At 65.1% G+C, this 13,784-nt stretch carries 11 protein-coding genes; 6 read left to right on the top strand and 5 right to left on the bottom strand.

The window, feature by feature from the left end:
• Positions 1–11: 11 nt before the first annotated feature.
• Genes AAHB16_RS14330 through AAHB16_RS14340 form a run of 3 tightly spaced genes read right to left on the bottom strand, consistent with a single transcriptional unit; the run spans position 12 to position 4,241 of the window.
• Positions 12–1,709 carry a putative bifunctional diguanylate cyclase/phosphodiesterase gene (locus AAHB16_RS14330; protein WP_150374697.1) on the bottom strand — a complete coding sequence of 566 codons (1,698 nt, stop codon included), beginning with the start codon at positions 1,707–1,709 and terminating at the stop codon, positions 12–14.
• Complete coding sequence (locus AAHB16_RS14335) at positions 1,702–3,609, bottom strand: sensor histidine kinase (RefSeq protein ID WP_150374696.1); 1,908 nt, start codon at positions 3,607–3,609, stop codon at positions 1,702–1,704. Before AAHB16_RS14335 ends, AAHB16_RS14330 begins: the two co-directional genes overlap by 8 nt.
• A 2-nt stretch (positions 3,610–3,611) precedes the next feature.
• Complete coding sequence (locus tag AAHB16_RS14340) at positions 3,612–4,241, bottom strand: response regulator (protein WP_150374695.1); 630 nt, start codon at positions 4,239–4,241, stop codon at positions 3,612–3,614.
• Between the two features lie 726 nt (positions 4,242–4,967).
• Here AAHB16_RS14340 and AAHB16_RS14345 point away from each other — a divergent pair.
• The gene (locus AAHB16_RS14345) at positions 4,968–6,764 is read left to right on the top strand and encodes an FAD-dependent oxidoreductase (protein WP_342051186.1); all 1,797 of its coding nucleotides are present in this window, start codon (positions 4,968–4,970) and stop codon (positions 6,762–6,764) included.
• Positions 6,765–6,834: 70 nt separating this feature from the next.
• Here AAHB16_RS14345 and AAHB16_RS14350 read toward each other — a convergent pair whose 3' ends face one another.
• The gene (locus tag AAHB16_RS14350) at positions 6,835–7,383 is read right to left on the bottom strand and encodes a ferritin-like domain-containing protein (protein ID WP_150374693.1); all 549 of its coding nucleotides are present in this window, start codon (positions 7,381–7,383) and stop codon (positions 6,835–6,837) included.
• Between the two features lie 520 nt (positions 7,384–7,903).
• On the opposite strand from AAHB16_RS14350, the gene AAHB16_RS14355 reads away from it, so the two are divergent.
• A complete protein-coding gene (locus AAHB16_RS14355; protein ID WP_150374692.1) occupies positions 7,904–8,896 on the top strand; it encodes a Bug family tripartite tricarboxylate transporter substrate binding protein in 993 nt (330 codons plus the stop codon).
• A gap of 7 nt (positions 8,897–8,903) precedes the next feature.
• Here AAHB16_RS14355 and AAHB16_RS14360 read toward each other — a convergent pair whose 3' ends face one another.
• Entirely contained in the window at positions 8,904–9,881 is a 978-nt protein-coding gene (locus tag AAHB16_RS14360) for a hypothetical protein (protein WP_342051187.1), read from the bottom strand.
• 355 nt (positions 9,882–10,236) lie between these two features.
• Between AAHB16_RS14360 and AAHB16_RS14365 the strand changes: the two genes are divergently transcribed.
• The 4 genes from AAHB16_RS14365 (at position 10,237) to AAHB16_RS14380 (ending at position 13,713) form a co-directional block, all read left to right on the top strand.
• On the top strand, positions 10,237–11,313 hold the full coding sequence (locus AAHB16_RS14365; protein ID WP_342051188.1) for an alpha/beta fold hydrolase: 1,077 nt from the start codon (positions 10,237–10,239) through the stop codon (positions 11,311–11,313).
• 20 nt (positions 11,314–11,333) lie between these two features.
• Complete coding sequence (locus tag AAHB16_RS14370) at positions 11,334–12,173, top strand: class I SAM-dependent methyltransferase (protein ID WP_342051189.1); 840 nt, start codon at positions 11,334–11,336, stop codon at positions 12,171–12,173.
• A 111-nt stretch (positions 12,174–12,284) separates the two neighbouring features.
• Positions 12,285–12,764 carry a nuclear transport factor 2 family protein gene (locus AAHB16_RS14375; protein ID WP_150374688.1) on the top strand — a complete coding sequence of 160 codons (480 nt, stop codon included), beginning with the start codon at positions 12,285–12,287 and terminating at the stop codon, positions 12,762–12,764.
• A gap of 211 nt (positions 12,765–12,975) precedes the next feature.
• Positions 12,976–13,713 carry a glutathione peroxidase gene (locus AAHB16_RS14380; protein WP_150374687.1) on the top strand — a complete coding sequence of 246 codons (738 nt, stop codon included), beginning with the start codon at positions 12,976–12,978 and terminating at the stop codon, positions 13,711–13,713.
• Positions 13,714–13,784 lie beyond the last annotated feature (71 nt).

The following is a 13,784-nucleotide window of genomic DNA, read 5'->3' on the forward strand; positions in this document are numbered from 1 at the left end:
ACGCGGGCGCGTCAGCAGCGATTGCGCAGGAAATTTTCGGCGGCGGCGGCGGGCACGGGGCGTCCGTATACAAAGCCCTGGATCTCGTCGCAGTTCAGCGCGGCAAGCCATTCGCGCTGCGCGCAGGACTCCACGCCCTCGGCCAGTACGGACAGGCCGAGGTTGTGGCCGAGACTGATCGCGGCCTGTACGACGCTGGCATTGCGCGGATCGTGCGCAATGCCCTGAATAAAGGCGCGATCGATCTTGAGGCGGTCGATCGGCAGGCGGGTCAGGTACGACAGGCTCGAATAGCCCGTGCCGAAATCGTCGATCGCGATGCGCACGCCCAGTGCCCGCAGCTCGTTGAGCAAAGCGATGACCTTGTCCGCGCGCTCGATCATCATGCCTTCGGTGATCTCGAGTTCGATATTGGACGGCGAGACGCCGGTCTCGTCGATGATGCGCCGAACGCCCGGGAGGAAGCCCGGATGCTGGAACTGGCGTGGCGAGATATTGATGGCCACGACGATCGGGCAGCGGAAGCGCTCACCCCAGATGCGCGCCTGCGTGCAGGCTTCGCGGAGCACCCAGTCCCCAAGCGCGATGATCTGTCCCGACTCCTCGGCAAGCGGAATGAAGTCCGACGGGGAGATCGAGCGGCCATCGTGCTGCCAGCGCAGCAGGGCCTCGAAGCCCGAAAGCCGGCCATCGCGCAGCCGCTGCTGCGGCTGGTAGTGAAGCGTCATCTCGCCGCGTTCGATCGCGCGGTTCAGCGCGGCCTCCATCCAGAGTTTCTCCGAACGGATCGACTGCAGGTCGGGGCTGTAGCGCACGTGGGTGTCGCCGCCATAGGCCTGGGCGGCCTGCAGCGCGGTGCTCGCGTTGCGCAGCAGCTCTCCGGGACCGCCGGCGTCGGTGGGTGCCTCGGCCGTGCCCAGGCTCATGCTCAGGAACACCTCGCGGCGGTTCAGCACGAAAGGTTCGGCCATGGCGGCCTGCACCGCGAAGATCGCGGCGGTGAGATCGTGATGCGTGCTCTTGCCGACGAACAGCATGCCGAGCTTGACGCCATCGAGCCGGAACGCGCGGCCGCGATGGAGCAGGGCGGCATGGGCAATCCGCTCTGCGCACATCGCCATGAGCCGGTCCGCGGAGGCCAGTCCGAGTTCGGCGGCCACGCGTTCGAAGCGGTCGATCGATGCCAGCACGACGCTGTAGCTGCCCATGCGCGCGGCCTGGATCGCGGCGTCGAACGAGCGCCGGTTGGGCAGGCCCGTGAGCGGGTCGTGATCGGCCTGATGGACGAGCTTCGCCTCCAGCCGGAAGCGCGCCCGCACGTGGTGGAGCATGAACAGGCCGGTCAGGAACGTGCCGACGATATAGACGTGGAACTGCCGCGTGATGGAGGCCAGCCGCTCGCTCGCATCGCCATCGGCCGACATCAGCAGCTCGCGCGCTTCCATTTCCAGGCGGAACAGCAGCAGGGCGCCGGACAGCACGAGGCCGATCAGCACCGCGTAGACGATCGCGCGGTCATAGCGGCCGAAGAGGCGGGCCTCGATGCTGAACTTCCGGCCGAGGTGACTGGCATTGGCGGGTGCCAGAACCGGTGCGACGGGGGGCACGGCGGGCACGACGGGCGGCGCGACAGGAGCGCTCGCCTCGGCGGGCGCTTCCGGTCCGGCGTCGGGCGGCAGGCTGCCGCGGGCATGGGTCACGTCATTCATGCATCGGATGCGGGATGACCGCGCGTATGGTGGTGCCGGCGCCAGGGGCGGAGGCGATCTCCAGCGTTCCCCCGACCATCAGCACGCGTTCCTGGATGCCCATGAGGCCGAAGGATCGCGGCCGCTGGACCGACGGGTCGAACCCCACGCCGTTGTCTTCCACTTCCAGCACATAGGCGGGAGGGTCATCGGTGTGGCGGAAGATCACGCGCACCTCGGTGGCCTGCGCGTGCCGCGCCACGTTGCGCAGCGATTCCTGCGCCACGCGGAAGAACGTCATCTCGGCCTTGTCGCCGAGCTTGACGTCGGGCACACGGATCTCGAGCTCGCAGGGCGTGGTTTCCGTGCGCGCGAGGAAATCGGACACGAGCCACTCGAGGCCGGGCAGCACGCCCATGTCGAGCACGGCGGGCCGCAGCGAGGCAATCACGTTGCGTACGGACTTGATGGCCGTATCGACCGATCCGATCATCGAGGCCGTGCGCGCATGCAGGCCGGGAACCTGCACGCTGAATTCCGAGCCGAGCACGGACAGGTTCATGCGGATGGCGAGCAGATACTGCGCGAGGTCGTCGTGCAGCTCGCGCGCGAGGTGCTTGCGTTCTTCCTCGCGCACGGTCTCGTTGCGGTCCGACAGGCGGCGCAGCAGCTGCCGCGATTCCTCGAGCTGCCGTTCGGTTTCCTTGAGCGCCGTGATATTGCGGCTGATCGCCAGCGCGCCGACGGTCTCGCCTTCGGCATTGCGCTCGGGCACCACATGCACCGCGAAGTGCACGGGGCTGCTGTCGTTCGCGCGCCAGCGGCCAAGGATCTGCCGCGGCGTGCCGGTGCGCATGACGTCGAGGATCATCGCGCGATACTCTTCCGCGGGAATGTCGCCGCCCCAGCCATGATCGATCGGCATGCGGATGGCGGACTCGGCCGGAATGCCGCTATGCCGCGCATGCGCGGGATTCACGTACAGGCGATTGCACTGCGTGTCGTAGCGGATGATGCCGTCGGGCAGGTTCTCCGCGAGCGAACGGAACTCGGCCTCGCTCTTGCGCAGCAGTTCCTCGGTCTGGCGCTGCCGCGTGATATCGACGGTGGTGCCGATGTACTCGACCGGGCGGCCGCCCTCCCACTGGATGGGCCGGCCCACGCCGCGCACATGGCGGATGGCCTGGTTCGGCAGCCGGATGCGGTATTCGCATTCGAAGCCGCGATGCGCCTGTACCGCGCGGCTTACGACATCGCGCAGCCGGTCCAGGTCGTCTTCGTGGATGCGCTCGAAGATCGCGTCGCGCGCGGGCGTCTCGAATCCCGGATAGAACCCGAAGATCCGGAAATTCTCGTCGGACCATGTGAGTCTGCCGTCCGACAGGCTCCAGCGCCAGCTGCCCGTGCGGCTGATCTTCTGCGCCTCTCGCAGGAACGCCTCGCTCCAGCGCAGCCGCTCGTTGAGCATCTCGCGCTGCGCGCTCTTGCTCTCGAGCGCTTCATTCGCGCGCGTCAGGCATTCGTTGGTGTCGAGCAGCGCTTCGTTGGTGGTCTTGAGCTCGCTGACCGCTCGATGATGGGACGCGCAGAGCCGGATGACGCAGCCCGCGGCAACGACAAACGCGACGAGGCGCGGCAGCTCTTCGAGATGCACGCCGAACAGACGCATCTCGCCGACGTAGAAGTAGTCGAACGCGGCCACGGAAAGCAGCAGGCCGAACGTCCCGGCCAGCGCGCCGCCGTACCACGAGGCGAACAGCACCGAAAGCAGCAGCAGCGACGCGGCGGGCGGTTCGCCGCGCGTGGCCACGGCGGCAAGCAGCGTGAGCGCCGTGGCCACGGAAGCCGCCGCGAGCGCGAATGCGCGGGGCATGTCGCGCAGCGGCGGCAGGGAGGCGTTGGCGAGCATCTGGAACGTCATGGCTAGCGGACGAGCCCGTGGTTGACTGCATAGCGCACGAGCTCGGAGTTGTTGCCGATGCCGAGCTTCTTCATCAGGCGCATCTTGTGCGTGCTGATGGTCTTGGCGCTGAGCGCGTAGGCCTCGGCAATCTCGTTGATGCTGCGTCCGCCGGCCAGCTGCTGCAGCACCTGGAACTCCCGGTCCGACAGCAGGCGATGCGGGGGCGCATCCTCGCCGTTGACGTCGAAGATCATCGCATCGACGAGCGACGGGTCGATGAACTTGCCTCCGGCCGACACCTTGCGGATACCGGCCAGCAGCACGCTCGGATCGCTGTCCTTGGTCATGTAGCCCGTGGCGCCGGCCCGCAGCGCGCGGGAGGCGAACTGGCCTTCGTTGTGCATGGTGAGCACGAGGATGCCCAGCGAGGGATGCTCGGTGCGGACCCGTCGAATCAGATCCGTGCCCGAGATACCCGGCATCGACAAATCCAGCAGCAGCACGTCGGGTAACGCCTCGCGCAGGCGCGCGAGCACCTCCGGACCGTCGGCGGCTTCCGCCTGCACGACGATGTCGGACGTGGTGGCAACGATTTGCCGAAGTCCACTGCGCACGATGGCGTGGTCGTCGGCAATGAGAAGCTTGATCATCGAATTCCCGGGATTCCGCGCGGTGGCTTTAGATAACGCTGTGCGGATAGCTTGCGGATTTTCGCAGACGCACGGCTTTACAGACAATGTTCATTAGCTATCGCCGAGATTGAAAAAATCAATGTGATATTGCCCGAGGCAGAAGCGGGGTGTCATTCGCGTTTAAACATAACCCCTGCCGTACCGATTATTCCCGGCTTGCCCCGTAATGGCGCGCGCAAGCGCTTGCGGATTGCAAGGATGCACGATGACGTGCGCGATTCCCGGTAATGCGAGGGAAAAATGAGACAAATATCCAATACAACCGCGGCATCCCGATATGGGGGCGAGCCGGAATTTCTCCATGTCAGCGGGGCATGCAATTGCGCAAAAATTAATCGCGCCCGGTGAAGGCGCGATTCTCACATGGGCCCGCGCGCGGCCCGTATCGGGATATCCGGTTTTGCTTGTAGGAAAATCCTTACCGACGATCGCATAGCGATGCAGAAGCGGCAAGCTGCAATTAACGGCCTTGAGAGGACCCCGTCCGCATTCTACGTCGTAGCTTGCAGGAGGGGGCAGCATACCGCACATTCATGGCCAATTGCTGCATGTGCACATTATTGAAGTGCGATTCGGGCGCAGGAGGGCTACTATCGGTGGGGCTGCGCCCCATCGCGCGGCATCTTTCAACTATTCGTGACGCTTGCACTGACGGGCGCGCGCGCATCCTTGTCAGGGGGAAGCATGGAGATCACGCAGGACGACCGCGAGTCGGTCGGCAGCACGGTTGATAGCCCGGAAGTGCCGGATGCGGAGCCTCGTGCCGACGCCGAGCCGGTATCGGGCCTTGAATCTCCGTTCTCGGTATTCACGACGCGCCGGCATCAGATGTTTCCCACGCTGACGGCGGCCGAGGTCGAGCGTATCCGCCGCTTCGGCACCGAACATTCGTGGCGCAAGGACGAGATGCTGTTCACCATCGGCGAGAAGGGCCGTGGCATGCATCTGATCCTGTCGGGCAAGGTGCAGATCATCCATCGCGATGGTCTGGGCCGCCGCATTCCGATCATCGATGAAGGGCCGGGGCAGTTCCTGGCCGAAGTGGGGCAGTTGAGCGGGCGGCCGACACTGGTGGACGCGCTGGCGCTGGAAGACACGACGGTGCTGGTCGTGCCCCCGGACCGGCTGCGCGCGCTGCTCGTCGCGGAGGCCGATCTCGGCGAGCGCATCATGCGCTCGATGATCCTGCGCCGCGTGGGGCTGATCGAGAACGGCAGCGGCCCGGTACTCGTGGGACGCGGCACGGAACCGCTGCTGCTCGCGCTGCAGGCGTTCCTGCGCCGCAATGGCTATCCGCACAAGGTGGTCGATGTGGAGGCGGATCGCGACGCGATCGGCCTGCTCGACGTCAGCAATGCGCCGCAGAGCGATTTCCCGATGGTGATCTGTCCCGATGGCAGCGTGCTGCGCGCGCCGGACGAAGGGCAGCTGGCATCGTGTCTCGGTATCGTGCCGACCTTCGCCGAGGACCATGTCTATGACGTCATCGTCGTGGGCGCGGGGCCCGCGGGTCTTGCCACCGCCGTGTATGCGGCGTCGGAAGGCCTGTCGGTCGCGGTGATCGATTGCCGCTCGCCGGGCGGCCAGGCCGGCGCCAGCGCGCGCATCGAGAACTATCTTGGCTTCCCCACGGGGATCTCGGGCCAGGCACTGGCGGGCCGCGCCTTCGTGCAGGCGCAGAAGTTCGGCGCGCACGTGGCCATTCCGCTCGAGGTCAAGGCGCTCCACTGCGGCGACAGTCCCATCCAGATCGAACTCAAGGACGGGCGCCGCGTGCCCGCGCGCACCGTGGTCATCGCCAGCGGCGCGCAATACCGTCGCGCCGATATCGATTCGCTAGAGCAGTACGAAGGCCGCGGCGTCTACTACTGGGCGTCGCCGGTCGAGGCCAAGCTCTGCAAGGACGAGCACGCGATGCTCGTCGGCGGCGGCAATTCGGCAGGCCAGGCCGCGGTCTTCCTGGCTTCGCACGCGGCAGAGGTGCATATCCTCGTGCGCGGCGAGGGTCTGGAAGCGACGATGTCGCGCTATCTGATCGATCGGCTCAAGAGCCTGCCCAACGTCTATCTGCACACGCATTCGCAGATCACGGCGATGGAAGGCGAGGGATGGCTCGAGAAGGTGCGCTATCGCAATCGCGCGAAGGGCGAAGCGTCGATCGAAAAGCCGATGCGGCATGTGTTCCTGTTCATCGGTGCGGCGCCCAATACCGAATGGCTGCGCGCGTGCAACGTGAAGACGGACGAGAAGGGTTTCGTGCTGACGGGCACGGCCGCGCGCAAGAAATGCCAGATGGGCGAGGACGGCGGCATCTATACGCTCGAGACGAGCGTGCCGGGTGTGTTCGCGATCGGTGATGTGCGTTCGGGGTCGACCAAGCGCGTGGCGGCGGCCGTGGGGGAGGGCGCGGCGGTTGTCGCGCAGATCCACAGCTTCCTCGCGGAAGCCGAGCGTCGGGAGGCGCTCAATACGGTCGCCTGACCTGCGATGCGATCACAAAAGGGCAAGGGTGCGAACCCTTGCCCTTTTTTCATGCGGCGCGCGCGGTCGCTCAGTGATTGGCGTTGGTATTCGCGGCCAGCAGATCCGACATGTCGTCCGCGTGCTCTTCTTCCACCGCCAGGATGTCTTCCATGAGCCGGCGCGTGGTCGGGTCCTTGTCTCCGAGGTACTGCACGATCTCGCGATACGAATCGATCGCGATGCGCTCGGCGACGAGGTTCTCCTTGATCATGTCGGTCAGCGAAGACCCTTCGACATACTCGGCGTGGCTGCGCGTCAGCAGCCCCTCGGGCGAGAAGTTCGGTTCGCCGCCGAGCTGCACGATGCGCTCGGCGATCTGGTCCGCATGGCCCTGTTCCTCGTTCGAATGCTCGAGGAACTCGGCGGCCACGCTCTTCGAAGTCGGGCCCTTCGCCATGAAATAGTGGCGGCGATAACGCAGCGTGCAGACGATCTCCGTCGCCAGCGCGTCATTGAGCAGGTTGATCACCGTGGATCGCTCCGCATCGTAACCGGCCGTCACGGCGCCTTCTTCGATGTGCTTGCGGGCGCGCTCTCGCAGAGTCTTGATATCCGTCAGGAACGGTTGGTCGGCCATGGCTGCTCCTTGGTTGTGGGGTTTTGATAAGCAACCTCCATAGAACGCAGAATGCATGCCAATCGAAAACCCTCGATTTCACGGTGGTTTCGCGGCCGTCGTTGCCGTTTTTACATGGTCGGTTTGCAAGGGTTTCTTTTTTGCCAACATGCCCATTGGCTGTGCGCGATTCCCTAAAACGGAACGGCCTGTCGACGCCCCCGAATCCGCGCTCGCGGGCGCAGGGCCTGCCAGCGACCCCGTCGCCGTGCGCAACCCGCATGCACATTGGCTTTCCACCCAACGGTCCGTTTCGCGCGGGCAGAGCCGCGTGAGGCCGCGTGGAATTTTATTTCGCACGCGACGCCATATGCGGAACTTCGCTAAGCAAAGAAGAAATTCATCGCAGTGAACAGGGGCTGTGCGTGGCGTTCTTCGCAAGCACGTTTCCCGGCTTTCTCTTTACGCTTTATTTCAGCGGGCCACGGAGCCCATGCCTCATAGCCGTGCACCGCGTCCTGTCCACCCAAGGGGAAAGATCATGACCACACCACTACGCCGTACTCTGTGCCAGTGCAGCATCGCCGCGCTGTCGTCTCTTGTTGCGTTCGCACCAGGCGCTCAGGCGCAGGGGGGATATCCAACGAAGCCCGTGGTGCTGGTCGTGCCGTTTCCCGCGGGCGGTGCCGTCGATATCATCGGGCGCGTCGTGGGCAAGCCGCTGGGCGAAGCGCTCGGGCAGCCCGTGGTCATCGAGAATCGTGCGGGCGCGGGCACCATCGTCGGCGCGAGCTATGTATCGAAAGCCGCGCCCGATGGCTATACGCTGCTGATCAGTTCGGGTTCGACGTTCACGGTCAACCCGGCCATCAAGCCGAGCCTGCCGTATGACCCGATCAAGAGCTTCGAGCCCGTGGGTCAGGTGACGCGCGTGCCGCTGATCATCGTCGCCAATCGCGCGGTGCCCGTGGACAACCTCAAGCAGATGGTCAGCGCGGTCAACGCGGCGCCGGGCAAGTATGTCTATGGCTCGTTCGGCACGGGGACCACCGGACATTTCGCGGGCGAGATGCTGCTCCATGCCACGGGCATGAAGCTCCAGCACATTCCGTACAAAGGCAGCGCGCCCGCGATCGCGGATCTGATCGGCGGGCAGATTCCGTTCTCCGTCGATACGGTGGCTGCCTCGCTGCCGCATATCCGCAGCGGCAAGCTCAAGGCCATCGCGGTGACCGGCAGCACACGCGCGTCGCTGCTGCCCGACGTGCCCACGGTGGCGGAAGCGGGCTACCCCGGCTTCGATGCGGACGCCTGGGTCGCGATTGCCGCGCCGCGCGGCCTGCCTGCCGACGTCAAGGCAAAGCTGCAGGCAGCCGTCGCCAAGGTCATGACCGACCCAGAGGTCAAGCAGAAGCTGCTGGCCAACGGGCTCGAACCGAAGTACGAGTCCGCCGATCATGTCGCCGCGACCATCGACAAGGAACTGCCGCGCATGCGCATGATCGCGCAGCGGGCAGGCATCCAGGACGATTGAGGCGTCTTCAGGCCGCCATCGCTGGCACCGGGGCGCCCTCCGCGGGCATCGCATACAGCAGTGGCGCCATGGCCGCATCGATGCACGCGCGTTGCGCCTCGGTGGTCATCGACTCCAGCAGCTTCACGAACCGCGGTTCCAGCATGCCGGAGACGAAGTAGGTCCAGCGGTACGCCTTGAGCACGATGTGCTCGACTTCCGCCGCGTGAGGGGCGTCGGCCACACCGCGGATGGTGCGCATGAAATACGCGGTATCCGCTTGCGCCTGCTGTTGCAGAATCTGATCGAGCGCGCCAACGATCTGAATCATGTCCGCCACCGCGGTATTGCGCTCGTCGTTCGACAGCTTCGCATCCTCGCGTGCCCATTCGAGCTCGTCGAGGATCGCGTGCTGCGACTCCTCGCGCCAGTGGAACATGAAGATGTCCTTGAACAGGTCGGACAGGTCCGGCGACGTGCCGATGCTCGCGCGATAGTGCGCCTGCGAGACCAGTTCGATATGGCAGGTCAGCGCGAGCACGGCCCACGTGTGCTTGCCCAGCACGAACTCGGCCACCGCGTTCGCATCCGGCACGAAGCGATAGCCTTCCGGCATGTCTTCGGCAGCCAGTAGCTCGACGCGGCGAAACAGTTCCTGATGCTTGAGTTCCTCGTCGGTGAAGCGCACCAGCGCCTCGAGCGCAACCTGATCGCCAAACCAGTGCTCGCGCGAGATATCGAGCACCTTGGCGCCGACGAAACGTTCGACCAGGCGGAACATGTTCGCGTACGTGCGGCCCTGCACCTGGCTGAGAAAGCGCTGCTCGGCAGCGGACAGGAACGGCAACTCGTTCACGAGCGAGAGGCCGTCGGGCAGGAACTTGTGGGCCAGATCGAACTTGCGCTGACGAATGACGTCCAGGTCGATGTCCCAGCGAATGCGCCGCGAGGCGGCGATACAGCGGGCGTAGCGTTGTGTGTCGGTTGGCATCGATGCGACTTCCATTTGCGGGACTCCTGTTGTGAGAACGTCCGTGCGGGACGTGTGGCAATGATTCCAGCGAGCGCGCCGCGGCACATGAGGCCCGTGTCCCGGCCGGCGGGATTTATGGGGGACAGGGGCGCCCCGACCCGGGACGACGGTCCCGCTCGCGAGCCATCGTAGGGAAGCGGCGCGCGCGGCGATTGCATCCGGGCGCGGCGGACCGGCCGTTCGCACGGACGGATTCGACGCCAACGCGTCGCATCGTGCGTTTCTCGTAACCTCGCCGCGACTTGTGTCCCCGCGCGAAGGCCTCCGTTTGCTAATCTGGTTAGGTCAGTCGAAGCGCCTCCCGCAACCTGCCACGCGAAGCCGCCCCATGCCGACGCTCAAGCAGCAGATTCGCCTCTGCACCAGCCTCGACGGAGTCAGGCTTGCATACGCCATCTCCGGTAGCGGCCCGCCCCTCGTCAAGGCCGCGAACTGGATGAGCCACCTCGAATTCGATGTGGCGAGCCCGGTGTGGAGCCACATGATGTGCTCGCTCTCCGAGGACCACACGTTGGTGCGCTACGACGAGCGCGGCTGCGGACTGTCCGACCGGCACGTCGACGATCTTTCGTTCCATGCGTGGCTGCGCGATCTGGAGACGATCGTCGATGCGACGGGCGTCGATCGGTTTCCGCTGCTGGGGATCTCGCAGGGCGCCTCGATCGCCGTGGCCTACGCGGTCAAGCATCCCCAGCGCGTCACGCATCTGATCCTGCACGGCGGCTATGCGCGCGGCCGACTCAAGCGCAATCCCACGCCCGAGATGCGCGAGGAAGCCGAATTGATGACGCGCCTCGCCGAACTGGGGTGGGGGCAGGAGAACCCCGCCTTCCGGCAGTTCTTCACGACGCAGTTCATCCCGGGCGGCACGGCCGCCCAGCACCGCTGGTTCAACGAGCTCGAGCGCGTTTCCACGTCACCGCGCAATGCGGCGCGCTTCATGCGCATCTTCAACGACATCGACGTGGTGGAGCTGCTCCCGCAGGTCACGTGTCCGACGCTGGTCCTGCATGCGGTACGCGACGCGCGCGTGCCGTTCGACGAAGGCAGGCTGATTGCCAGCCTGATTCCCCACGCGCACTTCGTGCCGCTCGAGAGTGGCAATCACTTGCTGCTGGAAGACGAGCCCGCATGGGACAGGTGGCTCGAGGAAGTCCGCGCGTTCCTCCCCGCATGCGACGTTATCGACGATCCGGCATTCATGACGCTCACGCGACGCGAGCGCGACGTGGTGGTGCTGATCGCGCAAGGCCGCGACAACGCACAGATTGCCGCGCATCTGGGGTTATGCGAAAAAACCGTGCGCAACCACATCACGAACATCTTCTCGAAGCTCGAGGTGGAGAATCGCGCGCAAGCCATCGTGCTCGCGCGCGAGGCGGGCTATGACGGCCGCCGCGCATGACGTAGACAGAAGGGATTCCCATGACGACTTCTTCCACGACAGGCCAGGATGCTCCGCAGGTAGACCTGGCCGCGCTCAAGGGCCGCCAGCAGGCGGCATGGGCCAGCGGAGACTACGCGGTCATCGGCACGACGTTGCAGCTCGTCGGCGAGCTGCTTGCCGAAGCCTGCGACCTCCGTTACGACGAAACCGTGCTCGACGTGGCCGCCGGCAACGGCAATGCGACGCTCGCCGCCGCGCGCCGCGGCTGCAAGGTGACCTCCACCGACTATGTGGGCGCGCTGCTGGAGCGCGGCGCCGAACGCGCGCGCGCCGAGCGCTTCGACGTGACGTTCCAGGAGGCCGATGCCGAAGCCTTGCCATTCGGCGACGCGAGTTTCGACGCGGTGCTATCGACGTTCGGCGTGATGTTCGCCCCGGACCAGCCTCGCTGCGCGGCCGAGATGATGCGGGTCTGCCGGCCCGGCGGCCGCATCGGGATGGCCAACTGGACGCCGCAGGGTTTTATCGGCCAGGTATTCAAGACGCTGGGCGGATACGTGCCGCCGCCCGCAGGTGTCTCGCCGCCGTCCCGATGGGGCGTGGAGGAGCATCTGCACGCGTTGTTCGACCCCCACGGCGCGACCATTGCGGTGACCCCGCGCAAATTCCGGTTCCGCTACCGCTCGGCCGCGCATTTCATCGACGTGTTCCGCCAGTGGTACGGGCCCGTGCACAAGGCCTTTGCCGCGCTGCCGCCGGACCGCGCCGACGCCCTGGCACGCGACCTCACCGATCTGCTGAACAGCCTGAACACCGCGGGCAAGGACTCGCTCGTGGTGCCAAGCGAGTATCTGGAAGTGGTCGTGACCAGGCGCTGAAGGCGCCCGATCGGAAAAGGTGCTTGACATACAGATCTGTCTACTTACAATGGTAGACAGATCTGTCTCATTTGCAGTCAAACGCATTGCCCACCCAAAGGAGAGCCTGTCATGTCGAATCAGCCGGAAGTTCGTCCCCCCGTTCCGCCGTTCACCCGCGAAACCGCCCTTGCCAAGGTCCGAGGGGCCGAAGACGGCTGGAACAGCCGCGATCCGCAGCGTGTATCGCTGGCCTACACGGTCAACAGCGCCTGGCGCAACCGCGCCGAATTCGTGAACGGCCGCGAGCAGATCGTGGAGTTCCTGACCCGCAAGTGGAACAAGGAGCTGGACTACCGCCTGATCAAGGAGCTGTGGGCGTACGAAGGTAACCGCATCGCAGTACGCTATGCATACGAGTGGCATGACGACTCGGGCCACTGGTTCCGTTCCTACGGCAACGAGAACTGGGAGTTCGACGAGAACGGCCTGATGCAGCGACGCTTTGCATGCATCAACGACATGCCGATCAAGGAATCGGACCGCAAGTTCCACTGGCCGCTCGGGCGCCGTCCCGACGATCACCCCAGCCTGAGCGATCTCGGCCTGTAAGCCGCGCGCGTCGCGGAGGAAGGGAGGACGGCTGCGGCCGTCCTTTGTCATTTGGCGATGGCTATCGATGATGAATAGGCAAAAACAATCGCCTCATTTGAAACGATGAATTGTACAGATCACTTCGACTTCGACAGAATCTGTTCCATCGCTGCACGACATGCGAAACCAACCAACCCGATCCGACCGATCCCATCAAGGAGTGATACCGATGCTGCAATCCCGTGAAGGCCAACGCGTACCCAACGTGACTTTCCGCGTTCGCGAGAACAACGAATGGAAGAACGTGACCACCGCCGAGCTGTTCGAAGGCAAGAACGTGGTGCTGTTCTCGCTGCCGGGCGCCTTTACGCCGACGTGCTCGTCCACCCATCTGCCGCGCTACAACGAGCTGGCACCGGTGTTCGCCAAGCATGGCGTCGATGCCATCCTGTGCGTGTCGGTCAACGATACGTTCGTGATGAACGAGTGGGCGAAGGACCAGGAGTCCGCGAACATCGTGATGATCCCCGACGGCAACGGCGAGTTCACCGACGGCATGGGCATGCTGGTGGACAAGGCCGACCTCGGCTTCGGCAAGCGCAGCTGGCGCTATTCGATGTACGTGAAGAACGGCGTGGTGGACAAGATGTTCATCGAGCCGGAAGAGCCGGGCGACCCGTTCAAGGTTTCGGACGCCGACACGATGCTGGCCCACGTCGCGCCGAACGCGACCAAGCCCGATCAGGTGGTGGTGTTCTCGAAGGTGGGCTGTTCGTTCTGTGCCAAGGCCAAGCAGCTGCTGAGCGACCACGGCTACGAGTACATCGACGTGCCGCTGGAGCACAAGGTCCGTGGCAAGGTGCTGGGCGCGATCTCCGGCAACATGACGGCGCCGCAGGTCTTCATCAACGGCAGCCTGATCGGCGGTGCCGAGGCCGTCGAGGAATATCTGAAGAAGGCCGCCTGAAGAAGGCCGCCTGAACCGCAGCTGACGCAACCGTAACGCCGTAGTACCGCCAGCGAGGTCCGGCAATCGCC

This window comes from Cupriavidus sp. OTU4054, from assembly GCF_038440175.1.
GTDB lineage: Bacteria > Pseudomonadota > Gammaproteobacteria > Burkholderiales > Burkholderiaceae > Cupriavidus > Cupriavidus pauculus_D.

What these genes read in the sequence shown, in the direction of transcription:
- AAHB16_RS14350 (WP_150374693.1), bottom strand. Translation starts at nt 7,383, where the DNA reads ATGGCCGACCAACCGTTCCTGACGGATATCAAGACTCTGCGAGAGCGC.
- AAHB16_RS14360 (WP_342051187.1), bottom strand. Translation starts at nt 9,881, where the DNA reads ATGGAAGTCGCATCGATGCCAACCGACACACAACGCTACGCCCGCTGT.
- AAHB16_RS14340 (WP_150374695.1), bottom strand. Translation starts at nt 4,241, where the DNA reads ATGATCAAGCTTCTCATTGCCGACGACCACGCCATCGTGCGCAGTGGA.
- AAHB16_RS14355 (WP_150374692.1), top strand. Translation starts at nt 7,904, where the DNA reads ATGACCACACCACTACGCCGTACTCTGTGCCAGTGCAGCATCGCCGCG.
- AAHB16_RS14375 (WP_150374688.1), top strand. Translation starts at nt 12,285, where the DNA reads ATGTCGAATCAGCCGGAAGTTCGTCCCCCCGTTCCGCCGTTCACCCGC.
- AAHB16_RS14330 (WP_150374697.1), bottom strand. Translation starts at nt 1,709, where the DNA reads ATGAATGACGTGACCCATGCCCGCGGCAGCCTGCCGCCCGACGCCGGA.
- AAHB16_RS14335 (WP_150374696.1), bottom strand. Translation starts at nt 3,609, where the DNA reads ATGACGTTCCAGATGCTCGCCAACGCCTCCCTGCCGCCGCTGCGCGAC.
- AAHB16_RS14370 (WP_342051189.1), top strand. Translation starts at nt 11,334, where the DNA reads ATGACGACTTCTTCCACGACAGGCCAGGATGCTCCGCAGGTAGACCTG.
- AAHB16_RS14345 (WP_342051186.1), top strand. Translation starts at nt 4,968, where the DNA reads ATGGAGATCACGCAGGACGACCGCGAGTCGGTCGGCAGCACGGTTGAT.
- AAHB16_RS14365 (WP_342051188.1), top strand. Translation starts at nt 10,237, where the DNA reads ATGCCGACGCTCAAGCAGCAGATTCGCCTCTGCACCAGCCTCGACGGA.
- AAHB16_RS14380 (WP_150374687.1), top strand. Translation starts at nt 12,976, where the DNA reads ATGCTGCAATCCCGTGAAGGCCAACGCGTACCCAACGTGACTTTCCGC.